Here is a 22,627-nt window from a genome sequence, read left to right as displayed (position 1 = left end):
GGGCGGGAGCGATCAGACGACCGCGCCGTCCGTCTCGTCCTTTTCCTTGACCGGCTTGATCAGGTCTTCGCGCTTGACGCCCAGCCACATGGCGACGGCGGCGGCGACGAATACCGACGAGTAGATACCGAACAGGATACCGATCGTCAGCGCGATGGCGAAGTAGTGCAGGGTGGGGCCGCCCAGGAACAGCATCGACAGCACCATCATCTGCGTGCAGCCGTGCGTGATGATCGTGCGGCTGATCGTGCTGGTGATCGCGTTGTCGATCACCTCGTGCACGCTCATCTTGCGCTGCTTGCGGAAGTTCTCGCGGATCCGGTCGAAGATGACGACCGATTCGTTGACCGAGTAACCCAGCACCGCCAGCACGGCCGCCAGCACCGTCAGCGAGAATTCCCACTGGAAGAAGGCGAAGAAGCCCAGGATGATGACGACGTCGTGCAGGTTGGCGATGATGGCCGCCACGGCGAACTTCCACTCGAAGCGAATCGCCAGGTAAATCATCACGCCGATGACGACCATCACCAGCGCGTTCAGGCCGTTCTGCGCCAGTTCCTCGCCGACCTGCGGGCCGACGAATTCCACGCGCTGCAGCGAGACCAGTTCCTTGCCGGCCGCGTCCAGGCAGGCGGTGCGGCTGACGTGCTCGCCCTGCGGCGTGGTCGTGTCGAAGTGGCGCGTGGTGCCCTTCTCGGCACGGCACAGCGCTTCGAACGCATTGGCCGACGTCTTGTCCGAGCTGGTGCCCGGCGTGATCGGCAGGCGGATCATCACATCGCTGGCGGTGCCGAAGCTCGACACCTCGGGGTGCTCGTAGCCGGCGGCGGACAGCGATGCGCGCATGCCTTCCAGGTTGGCCGCGTGCGGGTACTTCACTTCCAGCACGGTGCCGCCCTTGAATTCGATCGACAGGTGCAGGCCGTTCTGGAACAGGAAGAACACGGCAGCCACGAACGTCAGCGCCGACACCACGTTGAAGATCAACGCGTGGCGCATGAACGGGATGTCTTTATGAATGCGGAAAAATTCCATGAGATCCTCTGGCTAATGCGTTACTTGGCCTGACCGGGTACCCAGACGGTACCGATCGACAGCGATTGCAGTTTCTTCTTGCGGCCGTACCACAGGTTGACCACGCCGCGCGACACGAAGACGGCGGAGAACATCGAGGTCAGGATGCCCAGCGCGTGGACGATCGCGAAGCCGCGCACGGCACCCGAGCCGAACACCAGCAGCGCCAGCGCGACAATCAGGGTGGTGACGTTGGAGTCGAAGATGGTGGCCCAGGCGCGGTCGAAGCCGGCCGCGATGGCGGCCTGCGGCGAGGCGCCGGCGCGCAGCTCTTCCCGTATCCTCTCGTTGATCAGCACGTTGGCGTCGATCGCCATGCCCAGCGCCAGCGCAATAGCGGCGATACCCGGCAAGGTCAGCGTGGCCTGCATGACGGACAGGATCGCCACCAGCAGCAGCAGGTTGACGCCCAGCGCCAGCACGCTGAAGAAGCCGAACATCATGTAGTAGATGATCATGAACGCGGCGATGGCGGCAAAGCCGTACATCGTCGAGTGGAAGCCCTTCGAGATGTTCTCTGCACCCAGCTGCGGGCCGACCAGGCGTTCCTCGATGACCGTCATCGGCGCATACAGCGCGCCGGAGCGCAGCAGCAGGGCCAGCTCGGTCGAGTTCTCCATGCTGCCCATGCCGGTGATCTGGAACTGGCTGCCCAGCTCCTGCTGGATCGTCGCGACCGACAGCACTTCCGGCTTCTTGTTCTCGTACAGGACGATGGCCATCAGCTTGCCCACGTTGTCGCGGGTGGCTTCACGCATCTTGCGGCCGCCGTCGCCGTTCAGGTCGATCGACACGGCCGGCTGCTGGTTCTGGTCCAGGCGTGCATCGGCCGACGAGATGTAGTCGCCCGTCAGGATCACGTCCTTGTACAGCACGACCGGCACGTTTTTACCCACCGTGAACAGCTCGGAGTTGTACGGGATCGACGCCGTCATTTCGGTGCCGCGCGTGACGCTCTGGTCGACCAGGCGCACTTCCAGGGTGGCGGTGCGGCCGATGATGGCCTTGGCGCGGGCGACGTCCTGTACGCCCGGCAGCTGCACGACGATGCGGTCGGCGCCCTGCTGCTGGATGATCGGTTCGGTCACGCCCAGTTCGTTGACGCGCTTGGCCAGGGTGGCGATGTTCTGCTTGACGCCGTTGTCCAGCGCGGCCTTCAGCGCGGCCGGCTTCATGCTGGCCGTCATGATCAGGTCGGGGCCGCTGGTGCTGTCGACCAGCGCCAGTTCGGCCATGTCTTCCAGCGCCTTGTGCGCGGCCTGGCGGGTGGCGTCGTCGCGGAACTTGACGACGATGGCATCGCCCACACGCTCGATGCCGGCGTGGCGGACGTTCTTGTCGCGCAGCTGGGTGCGGATCGCGGCCTGGAAGCCCTGGATGCGCTTGACCAGCGCCGCCTTGGTGTCCACCTGCATCAGGAAGTGCACACCGCCGCGCAGGTCGAGACCCAGGTACATCGGCAGGGCGCCCACCTTCTGCATCCACTTCGGCGTATTGGCCAGCAGGTTGTTGGTGACGATATAGGTCGGGTCGTTCGGGTCCGCGTTCAGGCCGCGTTCCAGGGCCAGCTTGGCCTTGAACTGGGTGTCGGTATCGGTAAAGCGGGCGCGCACGGAATGGCTGGCGCCTTCGTCCAGCGTCACTTCGCTGGCGGGCAGGTTCTGCGCCTTCAGCACCTCGGCGACACGGGCGGCGACGCCGGCGTCGACCTTGACGGTGGATTTGCCGCTGGTGATCTGCAGGGCAGGCGATTCGCCGAAGTAGTTGGGCGCCGTGTACAGTGCCCCCAGCAGCACGACCACGGCGATGACGATGTATTTCCAGACAGGATAGCGGTTCATATTCTTCAGCGTTCTAGTAGAGCGACGTCGATACGCAAGCGGGCGGCCAGGCCGCCCGCACGTGTCTTACAGACCCTTCAGCGTGCCCTTCGGCAGCAGCGTCGTGATCGATGGCTTCTGCACGACGATTTCCGTGCCGGCCGCGACTTCGAGCGTCACGTAGATGTCGGTCACTTTGGAGACCTTGCCGAGAATGCCGCCCGCCGTGACGACTTCGTCGCCCTTGGTCAGCGCGTCCATCATGGCCTTCTGTTCCTTGGCGCGCTTCTGCTGGGGACGGATCATCAGGAAATACATGACCACGAACATCAGGATCAGCGGCACGAAGGTCGACAGATTGCCCATCAGCGAGGCGTCGGCAGCGCCGGCGGTTTGAGCATATGCGTTGGAAATGAACACGGGTGACTCCAATATAGTTAAAAAATGCAGCGCTGTATTCTAGCACCGGCCAAAGGCCATCAGATTGGGCCCATGGCGGAAATTGCAAGTAGTGTGCAATTCGCCACGACGCCCTGAAAAACCGGGGACAGACCCCTGTTTCGAAGCAAGTTTCCTGACAACCCGGGTCTGACCCGGGTTTTCAGACGCCGCGCGCGCGGTCGGCGTGGAACTGCCTGACCCAGTCGGGGAAGCGGTCCTCGTCCAGCGCCTCGCGCATCTGGCGCATGATGTCCAGGTAGTAATGCAGGTTGTGGATCGTGTTCAGGCGCGCGCCCAGGATCTCCTGCGCGCGGTGCAGGTGGTGCAGGTAGGCGCGGCTGAAGTTGCGGCAGGCGTAACACGAGCAGGTCGGGTCGAGCGGTTCCTTGTCGTCCTTGTAGCGGGCGTTCTTGATCTTGATGTCGCCGAAGCGGGTGAAGATCCAGCCGTTGCGCGCATTCCGGGTCGGCATCACGCAGTCGAACATGTCGACGCCGTTCGACACGCCGGCCACCAGGTCTTCCGGCGTGCCCACGCCCATCAGGTAGTGCGGCTTGTTGGCCGGCAGGCGCGGGCCGACGTGCTCCAGCACGCGCAGCATGTCTTCCTTCGGTTCGCCCACCGAGAGGCCGCCGATGGCCAGGCCCGGAAAGTCGATCTTCTCCAGCCCTTCCAGCGATTCGTCGCGCAGCGACTCGAACATGCCGCCCTGGACGATACCGAACAGCGCGTTCGGGTTTTCGCCGGCCTTGAATTCGTTCATCGAGCGCTGCGCCCAGCGCAGCGACATGCGCATCGACTTGGCCGCCTCGTCCAAGGTGGCGGGCCGGCCGTTGATCTCGTATGGCGTGCATTCGTCGAACTGCATGACGATGTCCGAATTGAGCACGCGCTGGATCTGCATCGAGATCTCGGGCGAGAGGAACAGCTTGTCGCCGTTGATGGGCGAGTTGAAGTGCACGCCCTCTTCCGTGATCTTGCGCATCTCGCCCAGCGAAAACACCTGGAAGCCGCCGGAGTCGGTCAGGATCGGCTTGTCCCAGCCCATGAAGCCATGCAGGCCGCCGAACTTCGACATCACGTCGTTGCCCGGGCGCAGCCACAGGTGGAAGGTGTTACCGAGGATGATCTGGGCGCCGATTTCCTTCAGCTCCAGCGGCGACATGGCCTTGACGGAACCATAGGTCCCGACCGGCATGAAGATCGGCGTCTCGACGGTGCCGTGGTTCAGTTTGAGCGTGCCGCGGCGCGCCTTGGTCAGGCCGGTGGTGTCGGTCTTGTGCAGTTTAAATTCCAGCATTCGTGTTCCAGAGAGGGTCAGGCGCGGTTGGGCGTGGTCAGCAGCATGGCGTCGCCATAGCTGAAGAAGCGGTATTCGTGGGCGATCGCGTGGGCGTACGCGGCGCGGATTTCGTCGTAGCCGGCAAAGGCCGACACCAGCATCAACAGCGTCGACTTCGGCAGGTGGAAGTTGGTGATCAGGCGCGTGACGGTCTTGAACAGGTAACCCGGCGTGATGAACAGGGCGGTATCCGCGCTGCCCGCCACCAGTTCGCCCGTTTGCGACGCCGACTCCAGCGCGCGCAGGCTGGTGGTGCCGACGGCGATGACGTCGCGCCCGGCCGCGCGGGTGGCGCGCACCGCGTCCACGGTTTCCTGCGGCATCGTGTACCACTCCGTGTGCATCTTGTGCTCGGCCAGGTTTTCCGTGCGCACCGGCTGGAAGGTGCCGGCGCCCACATGCAGGGTGACGTAGGCGAAGTTGACGCCCTTGTCCCTCAACTTTTGCAGCAGCGCTTCGTCGAAATGCAGGCCCGCGGTGGGCGCGGCGACGGCGCCGGGCACCTTGTTGAACACGGTCTGGTAGCGCGTCTCGTCCACCTCGCCCGGCGCGTGCTCGATGTAGGGCGGCAGCGGCAGGCGGCCATACTGCTCGATCAGGTCGAACACGTCGGCCTCGAATTTCAGGGTATAGAACTCGCCGGCGCGCTCGCCGACGGTCACGTCGAACGCCTCGGCCAGGCGGATCCTGACGCCGGGGCCGGGCGATTTCGACGCGCGCACCTGCGCCAGCACGGTGCGGGTGTCCAGCACGCGCTCGACCAGCACCTCGACCTTGCCGCCGCTGTCCTTGACGCCGAAGAAGCGCGCCTTCAGCACGCGGGTGTCGTTCATCACCAGCAGGTCGCCCGGCTGCAGCAGCGCGAGGATGTCGGTGAACTGGCGGTCGGCCAGGCGCGGGCCGTCGACGTGCAGCAGGCGCGAGGCGCTGCGGTCCGGCAGAGGAAATTGAGCAATTCGCTCTGGCGGCAAGTTAAAATCGAAGTCGGATAACGAATACATGTCGTGATAGCAGGCGGAGCATTTGAAAACCAAAGGGCAACCCTCTATTTTACGCTACTGCCCAAAAATCGCGCAAAAATGGCTGAAACGAAGCAAAGCAAGCCCGCAGTGAAGAAGGCGGCGACCGCCGAAAGCAAGCTGGCCAGGCTGGGACTGCGCACCGACATGGACCTGGTGCTGCACCTGCCGATGCGCTACGAGGACGAGACCCAGGTCATCCCCATCCGCGAGGCCTGCCTGCGCGGCGGCCACACGTCGCAAGTGGAAGGCGTCGTCACGTCGAACGAGATCGCCTATAAACCGCGGCGCCAGTTCATCGTCCATATCGCCGACGAGACCGGCGAGCTGCAACTGCGCTTCATGAACTTCTACGGCAGCCAGGTCAAGCAGCTGGCCGAAGGCACGCGCGTGCGTGCGCGCGGCGAACTGAAACACGGCTTCTTCGGCGCCGAGATGGTGCACCCGACCTACAAGGTCGTCAACGAAGGCGCGCCCTTGCCGACGTCGCTGACGCCCGTCTACCACTCCGGCGAAGGCCTGTCGCAGACGGTGCTGCGCAAGGCCATCGCCGAGGCGATGCGGCGGGTCGACTGGACCGACACCTTGCCCGACGACCTGCGCGAACGCCTGCACCTGCAGCCGTTCGCCCCATCGATCCGCCTGCTGCACTACCCGCCCCAGGACATCGACGAGCACGCCCTGGAAGAGCGCAGCCATCCGGCCTGGACGCGCATGAAGTTCGACGAGCTGCTGGCCCAGCAGCTGTCATTGAAACGGGCGCAGCAGGCGCGCCGCCAGAAGGGTGCGGCGCCGTTGACGGCGGTGGGTTCGCTGTCGGCCGCGTTCCAGGCGCAACTGCCGTTCCGGCTGACGGCGGCGCAAGCGCGGGTGCTGGACGAGATCCGCGCCGACCTGCGCCAGCCGTATCCGATGCAGCGGCTGCTGCAGGGCGACGTCGGCAGCGGCAAGACCGTGGTCGCAGCCCTCGCGGCCGCGCAGGCCATCGACAGCGGCTTCCAGGCCGCGCTGATGGCGCCCACGGAGATCCTGGCCGAGCAGCACTTCCGCAAGATCGCGGCGTGGATGGAGCCGCTCGGCGTCGAGGTGGCATGGCTGACGGGCAGCCTGAAAAAGAAGGAGAAACAGGCGGCCGTCGAACGGGTCGAGTCGGGCGCCGCGCGCCTGGTGATCGGCACGCATGCGCTGATCCAGGACACGGTGCAGTTCGACCGCCTGGGCCTCGTTATCGTCGACGAGCAGCACCGCTTCGGCGTGGGCCAGCGCCTCACCTTGCGCAACAAGGGCGCCGAGGGCCTGGTGCCGCACCAGCTGATGATGTCCGCCACGCCGATCCCGCGCACGCTGGCGATGACGTACTACGCCGATCTGGAGGTGTCCGTCATCGACGAGCTGCCGCCGGGGCGCACGCCCATCGTCACGCGCGTGATCGACCAGAACCGGCGCGACGAGGTCATCGAGCGGGTCCATGCGGCGGCCCTGGAGGGCCGCCAGGTGTACTGGGTCTGCCCGCTGATCGAGGAATCGGAAGCGCTGCAGTTGCAGACGGCGACGGAAACCTACGAAACCCTGGCCGCCGCCCTGCCCGACCTGCAGGTGGGCCTGGTACACGGCCGCCTGAAACCAGCCGAGAAGCAGGTCGTCATGGACGCGTTTTCCGCTGGCGACGTGCACGTGCTGGTGGCAACCACCGTCATCGAGGTCGGCGTGGATGTGCCGAACGCCTCGCTGATGGTGATCGAGCATGCAGAGCGCTTCGGCCTGTCGCAGCTGCACCAGCTGCGTGGCCGCGTGGGCCGCGGCTCGGCGGCCAGCGTGTGCCTGCTCTTGTATCAAAGCCCGCTCGGGCCGATCGCCAAGCAGCGCCTGATGACGATGCGCGAGACCACCGACGGCTTCGAGATCGCCCGGCGCGACCTGGAGATTCGTGGCCCGGGCGAATTCCTCGGCGCGCGCCAGTCCGGCCAGGCCATGCTGCGCTTTGCCGACCTGGAGACGGATGGCTGGCTGGTGGACAAGGCGCGCGACGTGGCGCATGCGCTGCTGCACGACGAGCTGCCGGGCAGCGCCGCCATCGTGGCGGCACACCTGGAGCGCTGGCTGGGCGGGCGCGAGGAGTTCCTGAAGGTTTAGCCGTCCACTTCGGCGGCAACATCACGCTGGCGTCTCACTCTTCCGTTCGTGCGACAAATGTCGCACAAAGTCGTTGTCGCCTTGCGACACGTGTCGTATGATTGCGTCAAACGTCACAGGAGCCGTCATGTCCATCCCATCCGTTACCGAACTCACGCTGCTGAAGTGTTTGTGGAAGCAGCAACCACTGTCCGCCCGCGAGCTGCACGAGCAGGCGGAGGGCGAACTGCAGTGGTCGTACTCGTCCACCCGCAAGACGCTCGACCGCATGCTGGACAAGGGCATGGTCGCCATCGACGTGGTCCATGGCGTCAACGTCTACCGCGCGGTGCTGGACAAGGTGGAGACGCTGGCCGCGTTCGCGCATGACTTCGGCCGCCGCGTGATGGAGCTGGACGAGCCGCTGCCCGTCAATATGTTCACAGGCTCGAAACTGGTCAACGACAGCGAACTGGCGGAGCTGGAACAGCTGCTGCACGACTGGCCGGCGGACAAGGAATGAACATGGCGGCCTTCGCGATCGACTTCCTGCAGGCGAGCGTGGGCGCCCTGCTGAGCGCCAGCGCAGCCTGGGGCCTGCTGGCGCTGGCCCGGCGGCGCTGGCCGGCCCTGGCGATGCGCCGCATGCCATGGCTGCTGGCGCTGCTGACCGGCGTGCTGGCCATGCCGCTGATGCTGCTGCCGGTACCGGCGCGCTACAGCCTCGTGCCCGTGGTGGTCTCACTGCCTCTGACGAAGCCCACGATGGCGGTTGCCGCCGACGGCGCCGCACTATACGGCGGCGACGACCTGGACGACACCGATATGCTGCCGCTGTGCGCCTGGCTCTGGCTGGGCTGCTATGCCGCCGGCGCCAGCTGGCACGCCTGGCGCTGGCAGCGCGCGCGCCGTCTGGTGCGCGCGCTGCTGCAGGCAGCCGAGCGCCTCGACGACGATGCGCTGGCGGCACATCCGGCGCTGGCGGACCAAGCCTGCCCGCTGCCCGTGCTGGAGGTGGACGCACCGGTCACGCCGATGCTGGCCGGCCTGCGTCGTCCCGTGCTGCTGCTGCCGCGCCACCTGCGCGGCTTCGACGTCGAGCAGCAACGCCTGATCGTCGCCCATGAACTGACGCACCTGCGCCGCCGCGATCACTGGTGGCAGCACGCCGGCGTCCTGCTGCAGGCCATGCTGTGGTTCGTGCCGGCGGCGCACGCCCTGCGCCGCCAGCTGCACTGGGCGCTCGAGCTGGGCTGCGACAGTGCCGTATTGGCGGCGCGGCCGGCCAGCGCGCGCCGCAGTTATGCGGCGGCCCTGCTGGCGCAATTGAGCGTGCTGCAGCGCCAGGCTGCCGGCCCGGCGCCGGTGGCCCTGCAGTTCGGTGCCGCCGGACCGACGCTGGCGGAGCGGGTGCGCCGGATTCGCACAGCCGCGCCGGCGGCGCCGGCTTCCGTGCTCGGCGTCATCGTCCTGGCGCTGCCGGCGTTGTGCGCCGCCAGCGTGCTGCTGCAGCCGCGGCTCGCGGCCGACCACGGCATGCCAGCCATACCCGCCAGCGCGCCGGCTGCGGTGGTCACGGCTTCGCCTTGGCAGGCGCCGCTGGCAACGCTGCGCGTAACCAGTGAATTTGGCTCGACCAACCGCCCCAGCGGCAAACCCCATCGCGGCATGGACTTTGCCGCGCGGCGCGGCAGCGCGGTGCTGGCGCCTGCCGCCGGCGTCGTGACTGTCGCCACCGACCGCTATGGCGGCGGCACCCGGTACGGCAAGGTGATCGTCGTCGATCATGGCGACGGCCTGCAGACGCTGTACGCGCACCTCGACGCGCTGGCCGTGCAGGCCGGCGACCGTGTCGCGGCGGGCCAGCGCATCGCGCTGTCCGGCGCGACCGGTAAGGTGACCGGTCCGCACCTGCACTTCGAGGTGCTGCGCGACGGCGGCCAGGTCGATCCGCGCACCCTGCTCGATACCGCCCTGCCGCTTCGTTAAACCGCCCGCTTCCTGTTGCGTTGCCGCGCTGCCCCTCGGGCGGCGGGGCCCGTCACACCCATCGAAAGGACATCATGCATATCGACCGCCTGGCGCGCGGCTGGCTCGCGCTCGCCCTGGGCTGCGGCACCGCCGCCGCCGATACCCTGACGACCGTGGAGGTCAAGGGCGTGCGTCATGACCAGCGCCGCGACGACACCGCCAGCACCGTCGTGCTCGGGCGCGCCCAACTGGCGGCCGACGGAGACCGCACCCTGGCGGAGGCGTTGCAGCGCCTGCCCGGCATCACGGTCGAGACGACGGGCCGCGGTGCCACGGTGCGCATGCGCGGCCTGGGCAGCGGCTACACGCAGGTGCTGCTGGACGGCCTGCCCGCCCCCGCCGGCTTCAGCATCGACACGCTCGCGCCCGAGCTGGTGGAGCGGGTCGAGATCCTGCGCAGCGCCTCGGCGGAGCTGGGCACGCAGGCCATTGCCGGCACCGTCAATATCGTGCTGCGCAAGATGCCGCCACGGACGCTGGCCGAATACGGCGCCGGCGTGGAATGGCCGGACGGTCGCCGGGCGCCGCGCGCCAGCGCGCAGTGGTCGGGCAAGGGCGACACGCTGGCATGGCTTGTCGGGTTCAATGCGACGCGCAGCGTGCTGCCGGAACCCCAGCTGCTGCACGAGCGGCTGCCCGCCGGTAGGCGCGCGATGGCCATCGGGAACCTGAACGTCGCGGACAGCGCCAGCCTGGCACCGCGGCTGACCTGGCGCGCCGGCGACGCGGACACGCTGACGTGGCAAGGCTTCGCCAGCCTGACCTGGCGCCGCATCACGGCAGCGGGACGCGAGCTGCCAGGCGCCACGGCGCCGGGCCAATTCGCGGCACAGGACAACCTGTTCCGTTCGCGCGCACCACTGCTGCGCGGCGAGCTGACGTGGCAGCACCAGTTTACCGATGGCGCGACGCTGGCGTTGACAGCACTGGCCAGCCACAGCCCGCGCAACTCGGATTTCGACTTCGCCGGCCGCGAGACCGCCGCCGCACGGCCGACGCTGCGCGCCGTGCGGGCCGATATCGGCGACGATGTGCTGCTGTCGAAAGGCCGCTACGGCTTCGCGCCGCTGGGCGCTCATTCGATCGTCGTCGGCTGGGACATCAGTCAGGCCAGGCGGCACCAGACCCGTGTCGAGCGCGAACGGGCGCCCGACGGCGCGTTGAACTTCGTGCTGGACCAGCGCTACGACGGCCGCATGCGCCACGCGGCCGTGTACGCGCAGGACGACTGGCAGCGTGGTGCCTGGTCGCTGTCGGCTGGCCTGCGCCATGAGGCGCTGGCGACCAGCGTGGCCGGCACGAGCGCGCGCAGCCGGCTGTGGAGTCCCGTGCTGCAGGCGGCATTCAAGCTGACGCCGGCGACGACGCTGCGCGCGGGTGTCAGCCGCACGTACAAGGCGCCGACGATGGTCGAGCTGGTGCCGCGCCGCTACACGACCGACAACAACAACAGCGTCACCAACCCGGACACGGAAGGCAATCCGGCGCTGCGCCCGGAAGTCGCATGGGGTGTCGACGCCGGCATCGACCGCTACCTGGCCGGCGGCGGTCTGCTCAGCGCCAGCGCATACAGCCGCCGCATCGATGACGTGACGGTGCAGCAGCTCTCCGGCGTCGATGGACGCTGGTTGTCCCGCCCCGTCAACGCCGGCCGCGCCACTGTGCACGGCGTGGCGCTGGAGGCAAGGATCGCGCTGTCGGCGGCGCTGACGCTGCGCGGCAACGTGGCGCGCAACTGGTCGCGTGTGGCCGCGCTGCCGGGTCCGGACAACCGGCTGGACCGGCAGGCCCCGGCCAGCGGCACCCTTGGGCTGGACTATCGCATCGGCGCCGTTGCACTGGGCACCAACTATGTGTTCCAGCAGGGGGTGGTGGCCCGGACCTCGTCCGCGCTGGTGGATGATGCTGGACGGCAGCGCAAGCTCGATGCTTGGGCGACGTGGCAGCTGGACACCCGGCGCCGCCTGCGCATCGACGCCCTCAACCTGCTGCGCCCGGATCGGGTGACCCAGCGCCGGTACGGCCCGGACGACCACGGCCTGTGGCAGGACGCCGTCACCCGCACGCGCAGCTACCGCACGCTGCGTGTCGGCTTCGAACTACGCCAATAAGGAATCCCGATGATCGGTAGCCACCGTAATCCCCATATCGACCTGCTGCGCGGCGCGGCCATTGCCAGCGTGCTGGTGCTCCACTTCGCACTGGCCTATGGCCTAAAGGACAGCCCGCTGGGAAGCTTGTTCGGTCCCGCGTTCGTCACGGCCGTGGCCCGGAACGGCAACTATGGCGTCACTGTATTTTTCGTCATTTCCGGCTTCCTGATCACGACCAATTCGCTGGCGCGCTGGGGCAGCTTGTCTCGCATCGACGCCCGCGCGTTTTACGCGGCGCGCGCCCGGCGCATCCTGCCGCCCCTGCTGCTGGCATTGGCGATCATCGTCACGCTCGGCTGCGCCGGCGTGCCCTACTTCGACAATTCGGATGCCGATCCGGCCCTGCCGGCGTCGTTTTTCGTGCCCGCCGTGGGCTCGGTGCTGACGTTCTGGCACAACGTGTTGATGCAGTCGGCCGGCTACTTCAATTACTGTTTGAACGTGTACTGGTCGCTGTCGGTGGAAGAACTGTTTTATCTGGCGCTGCCACTGGTCGCGCTGCTGCTGCGCCGCACCTGGCTGCTGGTGCTGCTGGGCGTGGCCTTGATCGTGGCCGGTCCGCTGTACCGCGCGGCGCACGCCGACAACGAGCTGTATTACCTGTACGGCTACCTGGCCTGCTTCGACGCGATCGCGCTGGGCTGCCTGGCCGCGCTGCTGGCCCATCGCCTGCACCGGCCGTTGCCCCATGCGCGGCTGCTGCGCTGGCTCGCGGGCGCGGCGCTCATCTCGCTATACTTGCGCGGCATCCATGGTCACGAAGTGTTCGGGTTCACGTGGATCGCGCTGGCCGCCGCCGTGCTGCTGGTGACGAGGCGCCGTGCCAGCGGCGCCAGCATGGCAACGGCACGCATGCTGGCGCCGCTGCGCTGGCTGGGCCGGCACAGCTATGAGCTGTACCTGTTCCATGTCGTCGTGCTGGCGCTGCTGCGCAACCTGTTCAGCAAGGAGGAGATCGGCTACGCGGCGCGCCTGCCGCTGTTCGCGCTGTTCCTGGCCGCCAGCGCGCTGCTGGCGTGGGGTGTGCGGCGGCTGCTGGCGCGCCGGATCAGAAGCACAGGTAGATCCGGTTTGCCAGGTCCAGCATAAAGGCGGGACGCAGGTAGGCCGCAAAGCACAACGCCAGCACGACGGCGATCAACAGCCACCACGCGAGGCGCTTGAGACGTTCGTTCACGTCACGCCGCCTTCAGCTGCGCGCGCACCAGCGGGCGCTCGTCCACCGGCAGGTTGGCCAGGCCGGCGATGACACCGAGGCCGATGGCGATGCCCCACACGACATCGTAGCTGCCCTGCAGGTCGAACAGGTAGCCGCCCAACCACACACCGATGAAGCTGCCGATCTGGTGCGAGAAGAACACGAGGCCGGCCAGCATCGACATGTGCGACAAGCCGAACACGCCGGCGATGATGCCGTTCGTCAGCGGCACCGTGGACAGCCACAGCACGCCCATCGCCGCCGCGAAGATGTAGACCGTCAGCGGCGACAGGGGCGCCAGCAGGAACAGCGCGATGATGGCGGCGCGGGCAAAATAGATGAACGACAGCAGGTAACGCTTGGGCACCTTGCCGCCCAGCTGGCCGGCCATGTACGAGCCGAAGATGTTGAACAGGCCGATCAGCGCCAGCGCGGTGACGGCGACCTGCGGATCGAGCACACCCTTGTCCTTCAGGTAGGCCGGCAGGTGTACGCCGATGAAGATCAGCTGGAAGCCGCAGACGAAGTAGCCGGTGACCAGCAGCAGGAACGAGCGATTGCGCAGCGCCTCGCCCAGCGCGGCGCCGATGCTCTGATGATGCCCCGCCGCCTTCACGTGGGCCGGCTCGCGCAGCCGGAACGACATCGGCACCATCAGGAATACGACCAGGGCCGCCAGCAGATACAACGCGGTCTGCCAGCCGACCGACGAGATCAGCGTCTGCTCGACGGGCATCAGCATGAACTGGCCAAACGAGCTGGCCGCGCCGGAAATGCCGAAGGCCCAGGAACGCCGCTCGGGCGGCGCCGCGCGGCCGATGATGCCACTGACGGCGCCAAACGCCGTGCAGGCCAGGCCAAGGCCGATCAGGATGCCGGAGCCGATGACGAACAGCGCCGGCTGCGTGACGAGCGCCATCCACAGCAGGCCGCCCATGTACGCGAACGCGCCGGCCAGCACGACGCGCATGGTGCCGAAGCGGTCCGCCACCATGCCGGCAAACGGCCCGAACGCGCCCCACATCAGGTTCTGCAGCGCCATCGCCAGCGAATAGGTCTCGCGGCTCCAGCCGTTGGCCTGGGAGATCGGCTGCATCCACAGGCCAAAGCCGTGGCGCACGCCCATGGCCAGGGTCAGGATGACGCCGGTGGCGATCAGGACGGTTTTTAGGTTGGGGGCACGGGGAGCGGTGAACATGACGTTTCCTGGCGATGACTGGCGGTTCAGTGTACCCGAAGCAAAATATGCCTGCTGACACCGCTTGTGAAAATTGCAATAAAACCATATGCTACAAATTTTCAGCAGCATACTCTGACTACTCAGGCGAATCGATGAAGACGAAAATTCTTGGCTTGGCATTAGCCATGGCGGCCATGACTCCCATGGCGCACGCGGATCATTTTCCGCAGTTCGACTTTGCTGTTGCGGGACCCAATGGGTCACAAGAATGGCTGCTTTCCTCTGCTGTTTCCGGGCCCAATGGTTCGCCAGACTGGCTATTTAGCTCGGCTGCTTCCGGACCCAACGGGTCGCAATCGTGGGCGACTGCCGGCAGCGGTCATGAGTTCAACGAAGATGGCGGGCGCGCCAACGTTATCGACGGGGCATACGACGTCGTGGAGAATCAGTATGGCAATGATTCCGGCTTTAGAACTGTCCCCTTGGCTGGCAGGGACGTGATGCTGGTCCCCGAACCCACGACTTGGGCCATGCTCCTGGCCGGCGTCGGCATCCTGGGCGTGGTAGCTCGCCGCCGCAAGACCGCCGCGTAAGCAGCGGCACGCAAAACAAAAGGGACAGCAAGCGCTGTCCCTTTTTACTTAGACAGCCCGATCGGCCTCGTACGTCACCCCGATCTGCCGCCGCATCTCATCGAGTACTCCCATCAGCGCCAGGGTCTCGTCCAGCGGCATGACAGGACTCTCCAGCAGCCCCTCGCGCAAGCAGCGATTGACCTCGATGATCTCGTGCGCATAACCGTTGCCGATGCGCGGCACATGCACGGCGCGGCGGCTGCCGTCGTTCAGTTCCACCGTCAGGTCCTCCGTATTGTGGAAGCGGCTGTGCAGGCGGATAAAACCCTTGCTGCCGCAGATCGTGCATTCCACCGGCGTACGCGCCAACAGGCTGCTGCTGCAGGCGGACAGGCCACCGTTTTCGTGCGTCAGCGCGAATACCGCCTGCACGTCCACGCCCGTCGGGCCGAGCTGGCCGCTGGCTTTCACCGACTGCACCGGGCCCAGGAAGTAGGTCGCGATCGACAGCGGATAAATGCCCAGGTCCAGCAGCGAGCCGCCGCCCAGCGCCGGGTTGAACAGCCGGTGCTCCGGACCGACGTCCGCATAAAAACCCAGGTCGGCCTGGATGGTGGCCACCGTGCCGATCTCGCCACTGGCGACGATCCGTTTCGCTTCCAGCAGCGAGGGATGGAAGCGCGTCCACATCGCTTCCATCACGAACAGCTTTTTGGCGCGCGCCAGCGCGACGATCTCCTCCGCTTCGCGGCGGTTCACCGTAAATGCCTTCTCGACCAGGATGGCCTTGCCGGCGTTCAGGCACATCAGCGCGTTCTCGTGGTGCATCGGGTGCGGTGTGGCGATGTAGATCGCGTCCACGTCCGGGTCGTCCGCCAGCGCCTGGTAGCTGCCGTGGCTTTTGGTCAGCTCGTGCGAGCCATACGCCGTCGCGAAGGCGGTAGCGCTATCAACACTGCGCGAGGCAACGGCCGCCAGGACGGCGTCCGGCGTATCCTTCAGCGCGGTGGCGAAGGCCTTGGCGATCTTGCCCGTGCCGAGGATGCCCCAGCGGATGGTTTTGGTCTGCGTCATGCGTTCTCCTGTTTGGGCGTGTGCCGTTTGGGACGGAACACGGCGGTGTCGTCATAAAAAGCGTCATCCTGCGCCGGCCACCAGCCGGGAATGCCCAGCACCGGCAGCGGCGTGAATCCTGCATTGTTCAACCCTTCCTGCTGCAGCTGGTTTGCCACCTGCTCGTCCAGCCAGGCCTGGCGTTGCTGCGCAGGCCACGTGAAGTACAAGGCCGGGGCCATCACCACGCGCGTGTGCGCCGTGATGGCTTTATAGGGCGCGACCAGCTTTTCCATCAGGGCGTGGCCGAACAGCCAGACCTCGGCGCTCGCACCGAACTGCGCGGCACGCGTCACAAAGGCTTCGCGCCAGCGGTGGTTGCGCAGCGCCTCGACCAGGGCGGCGCCGTCGGCATCGTCCTGCACGACCAGCAGCGCAGCGTTCTCGTCGAAAATCGTGGCCGCGTCGCGGGCGGGGCCGCGCGACTTGCCCACGCCGTCGCGCGCGATCTGCGCGGCCTGCAGCGCGTTCAGCTGCCGCTTCACCAGCGGGAACGTCAGCCATACCAGGCCATTGAAGAAATCGTGCAGGTTGTCGCGCGTGGGCACGTTGCCGGTGGCGCCGATGAACTCCTCATACGCCGTGCCCTCCGGCAGGCTGGCCTGCGGCACGAAGCGCAGCGGCAGGTCGGCATGGTTGACCAGGCCCAGCGCCGCCGCGCGCGCATTGAAAGCGGGGATCACGTCCGCATGCTCTTGCGCGGCCAGGGCGGCCGCGCCGCGCACGGACGCGTACCACGGCTGCGCCCAGTCGATCGTGGCGAACACTTACACCATTTTCCAGTTGATGGTTTCGCCCGCGTTCAGCGGGACCAGCTCCTGCTCGCCGAACGGCAAGGTTTGTGGCAGGGTCCACTGCTCGCGCTTCAACGTGATGGTATCGGCGTTCGGCGCCAGGCCGTAGAACTGCGGGCCGTTCAGGCTGGCGAAGGCTTCCAGCTTGTCCAGCGCGCCGGCGCGCTCGAAGGCTTCCGTGTACAGCTCCATCGCATGCAGCGCCGTGTAGCAGCCGGCGCAGCCGCAGGCCGCTTCCTTGGCGCCCTGGGCGTGCGGCGCCGAGTCGGTGCCGAGGAAGAAACGCTCGTCGCCGCTGGTCGCGGCCGTGACCAGCGCCAGGCGGTGTTCCTCGCGCTTGAGCACCGGCAGGCAGTAATAGTGCGGGCGGATGCCGCCCTTGAAGATCTCGTTGCGGTTGTACAGCAGGTGGTGCGCCGTGATCGTCGCGGCGATCGGGCCTTCCGCCTCGGCCACGTACTGCGCCGCGTCTTTCGTCGTGATGTGTTCGAAGACGATGTTCAGCGCCGGGAAATTGCGGCGCAGCGGGCGCATGATGCGCTCGATGAAGACGGCTTCGCGGTCGAACAGGTCGACGTCCGGATCGGTCACTTCGCCGTGCACCAGGAACGGCAGCCCGACTTCCTGCATCACTTCCAGCACCGGGTAGCAGTTGACCAGGTCCGTCACACCGGCGTCGGAGTTGGTGGTGGCGCCCGCCGGATACAGTTTTACGGCGTGGATGAAATCGCTCTCGGCGGCGCGGCGGATCTCGTCGGCGCTGGTATTGTTGGTCAGGTACAGCGTCATCAGCGGCTCGAACGCCAGATCGGACGGCAGCGCGGCCAGGATGCGGTCGCGGTAGGCGGCGGCCTGCGCCACCGTCGTGACGGGCGGCTTCAGGTTCGGCATGACGATCGCGCGGCCGAACTGGCGCGCGCTGTGCGGCAGCACGGCCGCCATCGTGGCGCCGTCACGCAGGTGCAGGTGCCAGTCGTCCGGGCGGATGATGGTGATCGAATCAGGAGCGGTGTAGGGTTGTTGGGACATGGCGGTTCTCGGAAAACGGATGCGACATTCTACTCTCCCCGTCAACGCAGGATGCGTGCCAGGAACTCGCCAGCCCGGCCGGAACGGGGGCTGCCGAAGAATTCGTCCTTGGCGCAGTCGTCCAGGATGCGCCCGCCGTCCATGAACAGCACGCGGCTGGCCACGCGGCGCGCGAAGCCCATCTCGTGGGTGACGACCATCATCGTCATGCCGTCCTGCGCCAGGCCTACCATCACGTCCAGCACCTCGCCGATCATTTCCGGGTCGAGCGCGGAGGTGGGCTCGTCGAACAGCATGGCCACCGGGTCCATCGCCAGCGCGCGCGCGATCGCCACGCGCTGCTGCTGGCCGCCGGAGAGCTGGTGCGGGTACTTGTCCTGCTGCGCCAGCAGGCCGACGCGGTCCAGGTAGCGCAGTCCGCGCTCGTTGGCCTCGTCGCGCGAGCGCCGCAAGACCTTGACCTGCGCCAGCGCCAGGTTGGCACGCACGGACAGGTGCGGGAACAGCTCGAAGTTCTGGAACACCATGCCGATGCGGGCGCGCAGCTGTGCCAGGTCCGTCCCGGGCGCGCCGACGGAGGTACCGTCGACCACGATCTGGCCGCGCTGGAACGGCTCCAGGCCGTTGACGGTCTTGATCAGAGTGGACTTGCCGGAGCCGGACGGGCCGCAGATCACCATCACGTCGCCCTTGTTGACGCGAGTGCTGCAGCCGTCCAGTACCTGGAAGCTGCCGTACCACTTGCTGACGTCCGTGAGTTCGATCATCGTTGTCCGTATCGGGTGCCCCGGCGCGTTGTGGACGGGCGCCCACAGTCGCTTGACAGTGTCCTGAGCCACAAGGATACTGCGGGACTTATTAATCAAATTGCCTTATCTTTTAGCAACGATCCACAATCGGACGCGCGGAGATAGCAGCAAAAAACCTCGGAAAACCGCCGCCGGCGCCTTCCGATCTGTTGCACCGGTGCACGCAGGTCGGCTTGCCAGCGAGGGTTGGCGAGGTTTTTTAGCATTGTAGCGGCAACCCGGCCACGCCACCCACCCGGCGGCGCTGGCCCCACCACGGAGATAAATATGGACCATACGCACCATATGCACGACAAATACGATGGGGAGCACCGCCCCGTGGAGAAGAAAAGCCGCCTGACGACCTATATCCTGGTCGCGCTGGCGCTCGGCATCCTGGCAGGCTACCTGTTGAATACGTCGCTGGAAACCCCGGCCAAGTATTCGGACGCGATGTCCCTGATCACGACGCTGTTCCTGCGCATGATCAAGATGATCATTGCGCCCCTGGTGTTCTCCACGCTGGTTGTCGGCATCGCGCGTATGGGCGACGCCGGCGAGGTAGGCCGTATCGGCCTGAAGACGCTGGGCTGGTTCCTGATCGCTTCCGTGATGTCGCTGGCGCTGGGCCTGATCCTCGTGAACATCTTCCGTCCGGGCGACATGCTCGCCGGTACGCTGGCCACCACCGGCCACGCCGAGCTGGCGACCAGCAGCCTGACCCTGAAGGACTTCATCACCCACCTGGTGCCCTCCTCCATCGTCGACGGCATGGCGAAGAACGAAATCCTGCAGATCGTCGTGTTCTCGCTGTTCTTCGGCCTCGCGGCCGCCGCCGTCGGCAAGAAAGCCGAGCCGACGATCGACGCGATCGACGGCGTGGCGCACATCATGCTGAAGGTGACGGGCTACGTGATGCAGTTCGCGCCGATCGCCGTGTTTGCCGCCGTTTCCGGCATCATCGCCAAGGAAGGCCTCGGCGTGCTGAAGACCTACGGTTTCTTCATGGCCGAGTTCTACATCGGCATCGCCATCCTGTGGATCCTGCTGATCGCCGCCGGCTTCATCTTCCTCGGCAAGCGCATCTTCGCGCTGCTGACCGAAGTGCGCGGCCCGACCCTGCTGGCCTTCTCGACCGCCTCCTCCGAAGCGGCATTCCCGAAAACGCTGGAAGGCCTGGAGCGCTTCGGCGTGCGCAACCGCATCGCCGCCTTCGTGCTGCCGATCGGCTATTCGTTCAACCTGGACGGCTCGATGATGTACTGCACCTTCGCCGCCGTGTTCATCGCGCAGGCTTATGGCATCGAACTGTCGATGGGCACGCAGATCTCGATGATGGCCGTGCTGATGCTGACGTCGAAGGGCATGGCGGGCGTGCCACGCGCGTCGCTGGTCGTCATCGCCGCCACGCTGGCGCAGTTCAACATCCCCGAGGCGGGCCTGGTACTGCTGCTCAGCATCGACCACTTCCTCGACATGGCGCGTTCCGCGACGAACGTGATCGGCAATAGCGTCGCGACCGCCGTCGTGGCCAAGTGGGAAGGCGAGCTGACGACGCCCATCAAGCAGGACCCGGCCACCGCGCCGCTGCGCTGAGTCGGTGTTTCCTGCGAAAGGCCGGGCTGCAAGCCCGGCCTTTTTGTTTGCGCCGACATTTCCTCAAAACCAGGGCCTGTCCCGGGTTTTGGGGTCGCCCAGGCGCGACCAATCGGCCAGCCAGGTGCGCGGCATCATCAACAGCAGGCCGCAAGCCAGCATGACGACGAGCAGCGGTTCCGGGACGGGCGGCAACGGCGCGGGCAGCGGTTCCGGCCGGGGCGGCGCCAGCTCCAGCTCCAGGGCGGACGGCTCCGGCGTGACCGGCGCGACAACGGTCATGGTGCCCGCCGGGTATTCTCCCAGCCAGACCGCGGCCGCCGCGGGCACTCCGGCCACCCACAGCAGCAAGGCAAGATGGACCATCAGCACGGTTTTCACGAGCACCTCCGCCGATGCCGTGCGGGGCACGGCTGGAGGTGATGCAGGCAAGTTGCGGGCCAGCCGAAAAATGCCCGGCAAATCAGTGGCTTGCCGGGACGACCGTGGCGGCCCGTCTCAGCTTGTCAACAATTCCGACTCCTCGTCGCCACGCACCTGCTGGCGCTCCCACATCTGCGCATACAAGCCGCCCTTGGCCAGCAGCGCCTGGTGGGTGCCCCGCTCGACGATGCGCCCATGGTCCATCACGAGGATCTGCTGGGCGTCCGCGATGGTCGACAGGCGGTGCGCGATGACCATCGTGGTGCGGTTCTTCGCGATCTCCTTCAGCTGCGCCTGGATCGCCTGCTCGGACTTCGAATCGAGCGCGGAGGTGGCCTCGTCGAAGATCAGGATGGCGGGGTTCTTCAGCAGCGTGCGGGCGATCGCCACGCGCTGCTTTTCGCCGCCGGACAGCTTCAGGCCACGCTCCCCCACCATCGACGCATAGCCGTCCGGCAGGCTCTCGATGAACTCGTGGATCGACGCGGCCCGGGCGGCCGCCACGATCTCCTCGCGCGTGGCGCCTGGCTTGCCGTAGCCGATGTTGTACTCGATGGTGTCGTTGAACAGCACCGTATCCTGCGGCACGATGCCGATGGCATGGCGCAGCGAATCCTGCGTGACGCCGCGCAGGTCCTGGCCGTCGATCGTGATCGCGCCGGCGTTGACGTCATAGAAGCGGTACAGCAGCCGTGACAGCGTGGACTTGCCCGAGCCGCTGTGCCCGACGACGGCCGTGGTGGTGCCGGCAGGGATGGTGAAGTCGACGTCGAACAGGATCTGGCGCTTGGCCTCGTAGCTGAAATCGACGTGCGCGAACTTCACCTGCGCGCCATGCGTGGCCAGCGGGCGCGCTTCCGGCGCATCGGCGACTTCGCGGTTCTGGTCCAGCAGCGAGAACAGGCGCTCCATGTCCGCCAGGCTTTGCTTGATCTCGCGGTAGATCACGCCCAGGAAGTTCAGCGGGATGTAGAGCTGGATCATGAACGAATTCACCAGGACCAGGTCGCCCAGGGTCATCTTGCCGTCGATGACGCCCTGGGTGGCGCGCCACAGGATCAGCGTCACGGCCGTGGCGATGATGGCCGACTGGCCGGTGTTCAGCAGCGACAGCGACGTCTGCGACTTCACCGCCGCCGTTTCATAACGCTGCAGGCCTTCGTCGTAGCGGCGCGCCTCGTATTCCTCGTTGCCGAAATACTTGACGGTCTCGTAGTTCAGCAGCGAATCGATCGCCTTCGTGTTCGCCTTCGAATCAAGGTCGTTCATGGTGCGGCGGAAGTGCGTGCGCCAGTTCGTCACCGTCACGGTGAAGGCGATGTACAGCACCAGCGCGCTGAAGGTGATCACGGAGAACCACACGTCGTAATGCGTGACGAGGTATCCCAGCACCAGCGCGATCTCGACGAGTGTGGGCAGGATATTGAACAGCGTGTACGAGATCAGCGAGCCGACGCCGCGCGTGCCCCGCTCGATATCGCGCGTCATGCCACCGGTCTGGCGGTTCAGGTGGAAGCGCAGGGACAGCGCGTGCAGATGACGGAACACTCTCAGGGCGATGGTGCGCACGGCACGCTGCGTGACGCGGGCAAACAGAAACTCGCGCAGCTCCGTAAACACGGTGGTGGACAGGCGCAGCGCACCATACGCCACCAGCAGGCCGACCGGCAGGATCAGCAGCGCGTGCGGGTCGCCCGGCTTGACGGTCATCGCATCGACCAGGTGTTTCAGGACGACCGGGACCCCGACGTTGGCCAGCTTGGCCCCGACCAGCGCCAGCAGCGCGGCGCCGACCCGCCATTTGTAGACCCACAGGTACGGCAACAAAGTTTTCAGGGTGGCAAAGTCGCCGCGGGCATTGGCGCCGGGCACGGGAGCGGTATCGGAATAGGCGGAACGGCGCATGGCGGGCTGTTGGCTGGCAGGGCGGCCGGGCTGG

Annotated in this window: 20 protein-coding genes; 7 read left to right on the top strand and 13 right to left on the bottom strand. The window is 66.5% G+C overall.

What is annotated here, in order from left to right:
* Positions 1-12 precede the first annotated feature (12 nt).
* From secF to queA, 5 genes are all read right to left on the bottom strand, one after another.
* A complete protein-coding gene (gene secF / locus E7V67_000310; GenBank protein ID WUR13583.1) occupies positions 13-1,035 on the bottom strand; it encodes a protein translocase subunit SecF in 1,023 nt (340 codons plus the stop codon).
* Positions 1,036-1,055: 20 nt separating this feature from the next.
* Positions 1,056-2,915 (bottom strand): protein translocase subunit SecD, encoded by a 1,860-nt coding sequence (secD, locus tag E7V67_000305; GenBank protein ID WUR13582.1) that lies wholly within the window; start codon positions 2,913-2,915, stop codon positions 1,056-1,058.
* 66 nt (positions 2,916-2,981) lie between these two features.
* Complete coding sequence (gene yajC / locus E7V67_000300; GenBank protein WUR13581.1) at positions 2,982-3,314, bottom strand: preprotein translocase subunit YajC; 333 nt, start codon at positions 3,312-3,314, stop codon at positions 2,982-2,984.
* Positions 3,315-3,495: 181 nt separating this feature from the next.
* On the bottom strand, positions 3,496-4,635 hold the full coding sequence (gene tgt, locus E7V67_000295) for a tRNA guanosine(34) transglycosylase Tgt (GenBank protein ID WUR13580.1): 1,140 nt from the start codon (positions 4,633-4,635) through the stop codon (positions 3,496-3,498).
* A gap of 17 nt (positions 4,636-4,652) precedes the next feature.
* Positions 4,653-5,678 (bottom strand): tRNA preQ1(34) S-adenosylmethionine ribosyltransferase-isomerase QueA, encoded by a 1,026-nt coding sequence (gene queA, locus E7V67_000290; protein WUR13579.1) that lies wholly within the window; start codon positions 5,676-5,678, stop codon positions 4,653-4,655.
* A gap of 78 nt (positions 5,679-5,756) precedes the next feature.
* Here queA and recG point away from each other — a divergent pair, with 78 nt between their 5' ends.
* The 5 genes from recG (at position 5,757) to E7V67_000265 (ending at position 13,081) form a co-directional block, all read left to right on the top strand.
* The gene (gene recG, locus E7V67_000285) at positions 5,757-7,829 is read left to right on the top strand and encodes an ATP-dependent DNA helicase RecG (GenBank protein WUR13578.1); all 2,073 of its coding nucleotides are present in this window, start codon (positions 5,757-5,759) and stop codon (positions 7,827-7,829) included.
* Positions 7,830-7,956: 127 nt separating this feature from the next.
* Complete coding sequence (locus E7V67_000280; GenBank protein WUR13577.1) at positions 7,957-8,331, top strand: BlaI/MecI/CopY family transcriptional regulator; 375 nt, start codon at positions 7,957-7,959, stop codon at positions 8,329-8,331.
* 2 nt (positions 8,332-8,333) lie between these two features.
* Entirely contained in the window at positions 8,334-9,797 is a 1,464-nt protein-coding gene (locus E7V67_000275; GenBank protein WUR13576.1) for a M23/M56 family metallopeptidase, read from the top strand.
* A 74-nt stretch (positions 9,798-9,871) separates the two neighbouring features.
* Positions 9,872-11,950: a TonB-dependent receptor gene (locus tag E7V67_000270; protein ID WUR13575.1), complete on the top strand. Its 2,079-nt coding sequence runs from the start codon at positions 9,872-9,874 to the stop codon at positions 11,948-11,950.
* Between the two features lie 9 nt (positions 11,951-11,959).
* On the top strand, positions 11,960-13,081 hold the full coding sequence (locus E7V67_000265; protein ID WUR13574.1) for an acyltransferase: 1,122 nt from the start codon (positions 11,960-11,962) through the stop codon (positions 13,079-13,081).
* On the opposite strand, the gene E7V67_000260 is transcribed toward E7V67_000265, so the two are convergent.
* Both E7V67_000260 and E7V67_000255 read right to left on the bottom strand, forming a co-directional pair.
* Entirely contained in the window at positions 13,041-13,169 is a 129-nt protein-coding gene (locus tag E7V67_000260; GenBank protein ID WUR16363.1) for a hypothetical protein, read from the bottom strand. The genes E7V67_000265 and E7V67_000260 overlap by 41 nt on opposite strands.
* Position 13,170: 1 nt before the next feature.
* Complete coding sequence (locus E7V67_000255; GenBank protein WUR13573.1) at positions 13,171-14,388, bottom strand: MFS transporter; 1,218 nt, start codon at positions 14,386-14,388, stop codon at positions 13,171-13,173.
* 134 nt (positions 14,389-14,522) lie between these two features.
* Here E7V67_000255 and E7V67_000250 point away from each other — a divergent pair, with 134 nt between their 5' ends.
* Positions 14,523-14,963, top strand: coding sequence for a PEPxxWA-CTERM sorting domain-containing protein (locus E7V67_000250; protein WUR13572.1), 441 nt, complete (start codon positions 14,523-14,525; stop codon positions 14,961-14,963).
* Positions 14,964-15,011: 48 nt separating this feature from the next.
* On the opposite strand, the gene E7V67_000245 is transcribed toward E7V67_000250, so the two are convergent.
* The 4 genes from E7V67_000245 to E7V67_000230 are packed head-to-tail and all read right to left on the bottom strand — an operon-like array spanning position 15,012 to position 18,648.
* Entirely contained in the window at positions 15,012-16,019 is a 1,008-nt protein-coding gene (locus E7V67_000245) for a Gfo/Idh/MocA family oxidoreductase (protein WUR13571.1), read from the bottom strand.
* Positions 16,016-16,825 (bottom strand): DUF3025 domain-containing protein, encoded by an 810-nt coding sequence (locus E7V67_000240; GenBank protein WUR13570.1) that lies wholly within the window; start codon positions 16,823-16,825, stop codon positions 16,016-16,018. The genes E7V67_000245 and E7V67_000240 overlap by 4 nt, the downstream gene beginning before the upstream one ends.
* Positions 16,826-17,881: a dihydroorotase gene (pyrC, locus tag E7V67_000235; GenBank protein WUR13569.1), complete on the bottom strand. Its 1,056-nt coding sequence runs from the start codon at positions 17,879-17,881 to the stop codon at positions 16,826-16,828. It abuts the gene before it with no gap.
* 41 nt (positions 17,882-17,922) lie between these two features.
* Positions 17,923-18,648, bottom strand: a complete 726-nt coding sequence (locus E7V67_000230) for an amino acid ABC transporter ATP-binding protein (GenBank protein ID WUR13568.1) — start codon at positions 18,646-18,648, stop codon at positions 17,923-17,925.
* Positions 18,649-18,975: 327 nt separating this feature from the next.
* Between E7V67_000230 and E7V67_000225 the strand changes: the two genes are divergently transcribed.
* Positions 18,976-20,265, top strand: a complete 1,290-nt coding sequence (locus E7V67_000225) for a dicarboxylate/amino acid:cation symporter (GenBank protein ID WUR16197.1) — start codon at positions 18,976-18,978, stop codon at positions 20,263-20,265.
* A gap of 63 nt (positions 20,266-20,328) precedes the next feature.
* Here the strand turns inward: E7V67_000225 and E7V67_000220 are convergent, their stop codons facing one another.
* A complete protein-coding gene (locus E7V67_000220; GenBank protein WUR13567.1) occupies positions 20,329-20,646 on the bottom strand; it encodes a hypothetical protein in 318 nt (105 codons plus the stop codon).
* Between the two features lie 117 nt (positions 20,647-20,763).
* Positions 20,764-22,593: an ABC transporter ATP-binding protein/permease gene (locus E7V67_000215; GenBank protein ID WUR13566.1), complete on the bottom strand. Its 1,830-nt coding sequence runs from the start codon at positions 22,591-22,593 to the stop codon at positions 20,764-20,766.
* Positions 22,594-22,627: the final 34 nt, after the last annotated feature.

This window comes from [Empedobacter] haloabium, from assembly GCA_008011715.2.
In the GTDB taxonomy this organism is placed as follows: Bacteria; Pseudomonadota; Gammaproteobacteria; order Burkholderiales; family Burkholderiaceae_D; genus Rugamonas; species Rugamonas haloabia.
This window is presented reverse-complemented; position numbering and strand designations above follow the sequence as displayed.

Bases quoted from the DNA above. Each gene is read 5' to 3' on its own strand.
- secF (WUR13583.1), bottom strand. From the start codon at position 1,035: ATGGAATTTTTCCGCATTCATAAAGACATCCCGTTCATGCGCCACGCG.
- secD (WUR13582.1), bottom strand. From the start codon at position 2,915: ATGAACCGCTATCCTGTCTGGAAATACATCGTCATCGCCGTGGTCGTG.
- tgt (WUR13580.1), bottom strand. From the start codon at position 4,635: ATGCTGGAATTTAAACTGCACAAGACCGACACCACCGGCCTGACCAAG.
- queA (WUR13579.1), bottom strand. From the start codon at position 5,678: ATGTATTCGTTATCCGACTTCGATTTTAACTTGCCGCCAGAGCGAATT.
- recG (WUR13578.1), top strand. From the start codon at position 5,757: ATGGCTGAAACGAAGCAAAGCAAGCCCGCAGTGAAGAAGGCGGCGACC.
- E7V67_000280 (WUR13577.1), top strand. From the start codon at position 7,957: ATGTCCATCCCATCCGTTACCGAACTCACGCTGCTGAAGTGTTTGTGG.
- E7V67_000275 (WUR13576.1), top strand. From the start codon at position 8,334: ATGGCGGCCTTCGCGATCGACTTCCTGCAGGCGAGCGTGGGCGCCCTG.
- E7V67_000270 (WUR13575.1), top strand. From the start codon at position 9,872: ATGCATATCGACCGCCTGGCGCGCGGCTGGCTCGCGCTCGCCCTGGGC.
- E7V67_000265 (WUR13574.1), top strand. From the start codon at position 11,960: ATGATCGGTAGCCACCGTAATCCCCATATCGACCTGCTGCGCGGCGCG.
- E7V67_000255 (WUR13573.1), bottom strand. From the start codon at position 14,388: ATGTTCACCGCTCCCCGTGCCCCCAACCTAAAAACCGTCCTGATCGCC.
- E7V67_000250 (WUR13572.1), top strand. From the start codon at position 14,523: ATGAAGACGAAAATTCTTGGCTTGGCATTAGCCATGGCGGCCATGACT.
- E7V67_000245 (WUR13571.1), bottom strand. From the start codon at position 16,019: ATGACGCAGACCAAAACCATCCGCTGGGGCATCCTCGGCACGGGCAAG.
- pyrC (WUR13569.1), bottom strand. From the start codon at position 17,881: ATGTCCCAACAACCCTACACCGCTCCTGATTCGATCACCATCATCCGC.
- E7V67_000230 (WUR13568.1), bottom strand. From the start codon at position 18,648: ATGATCGAACTCACGGACGTCAGCAAGTGGTACGGCAGCTTCCAGGTA.
- E7V67_000225 (WUR16197.1), top strand. From the start codon at position 18,976: ATGCACGACAAATACGATGGGGAGCACCGCCCCGTGGAGAAGAAAAGC.
- E7V67_000215 (WUR13566.1), bottom strand. From the start codon at position 22,593: ATGCGCCGTTCCGCCTATTCCGATACCGCTCCCGTGCCCGGCGCCAAT.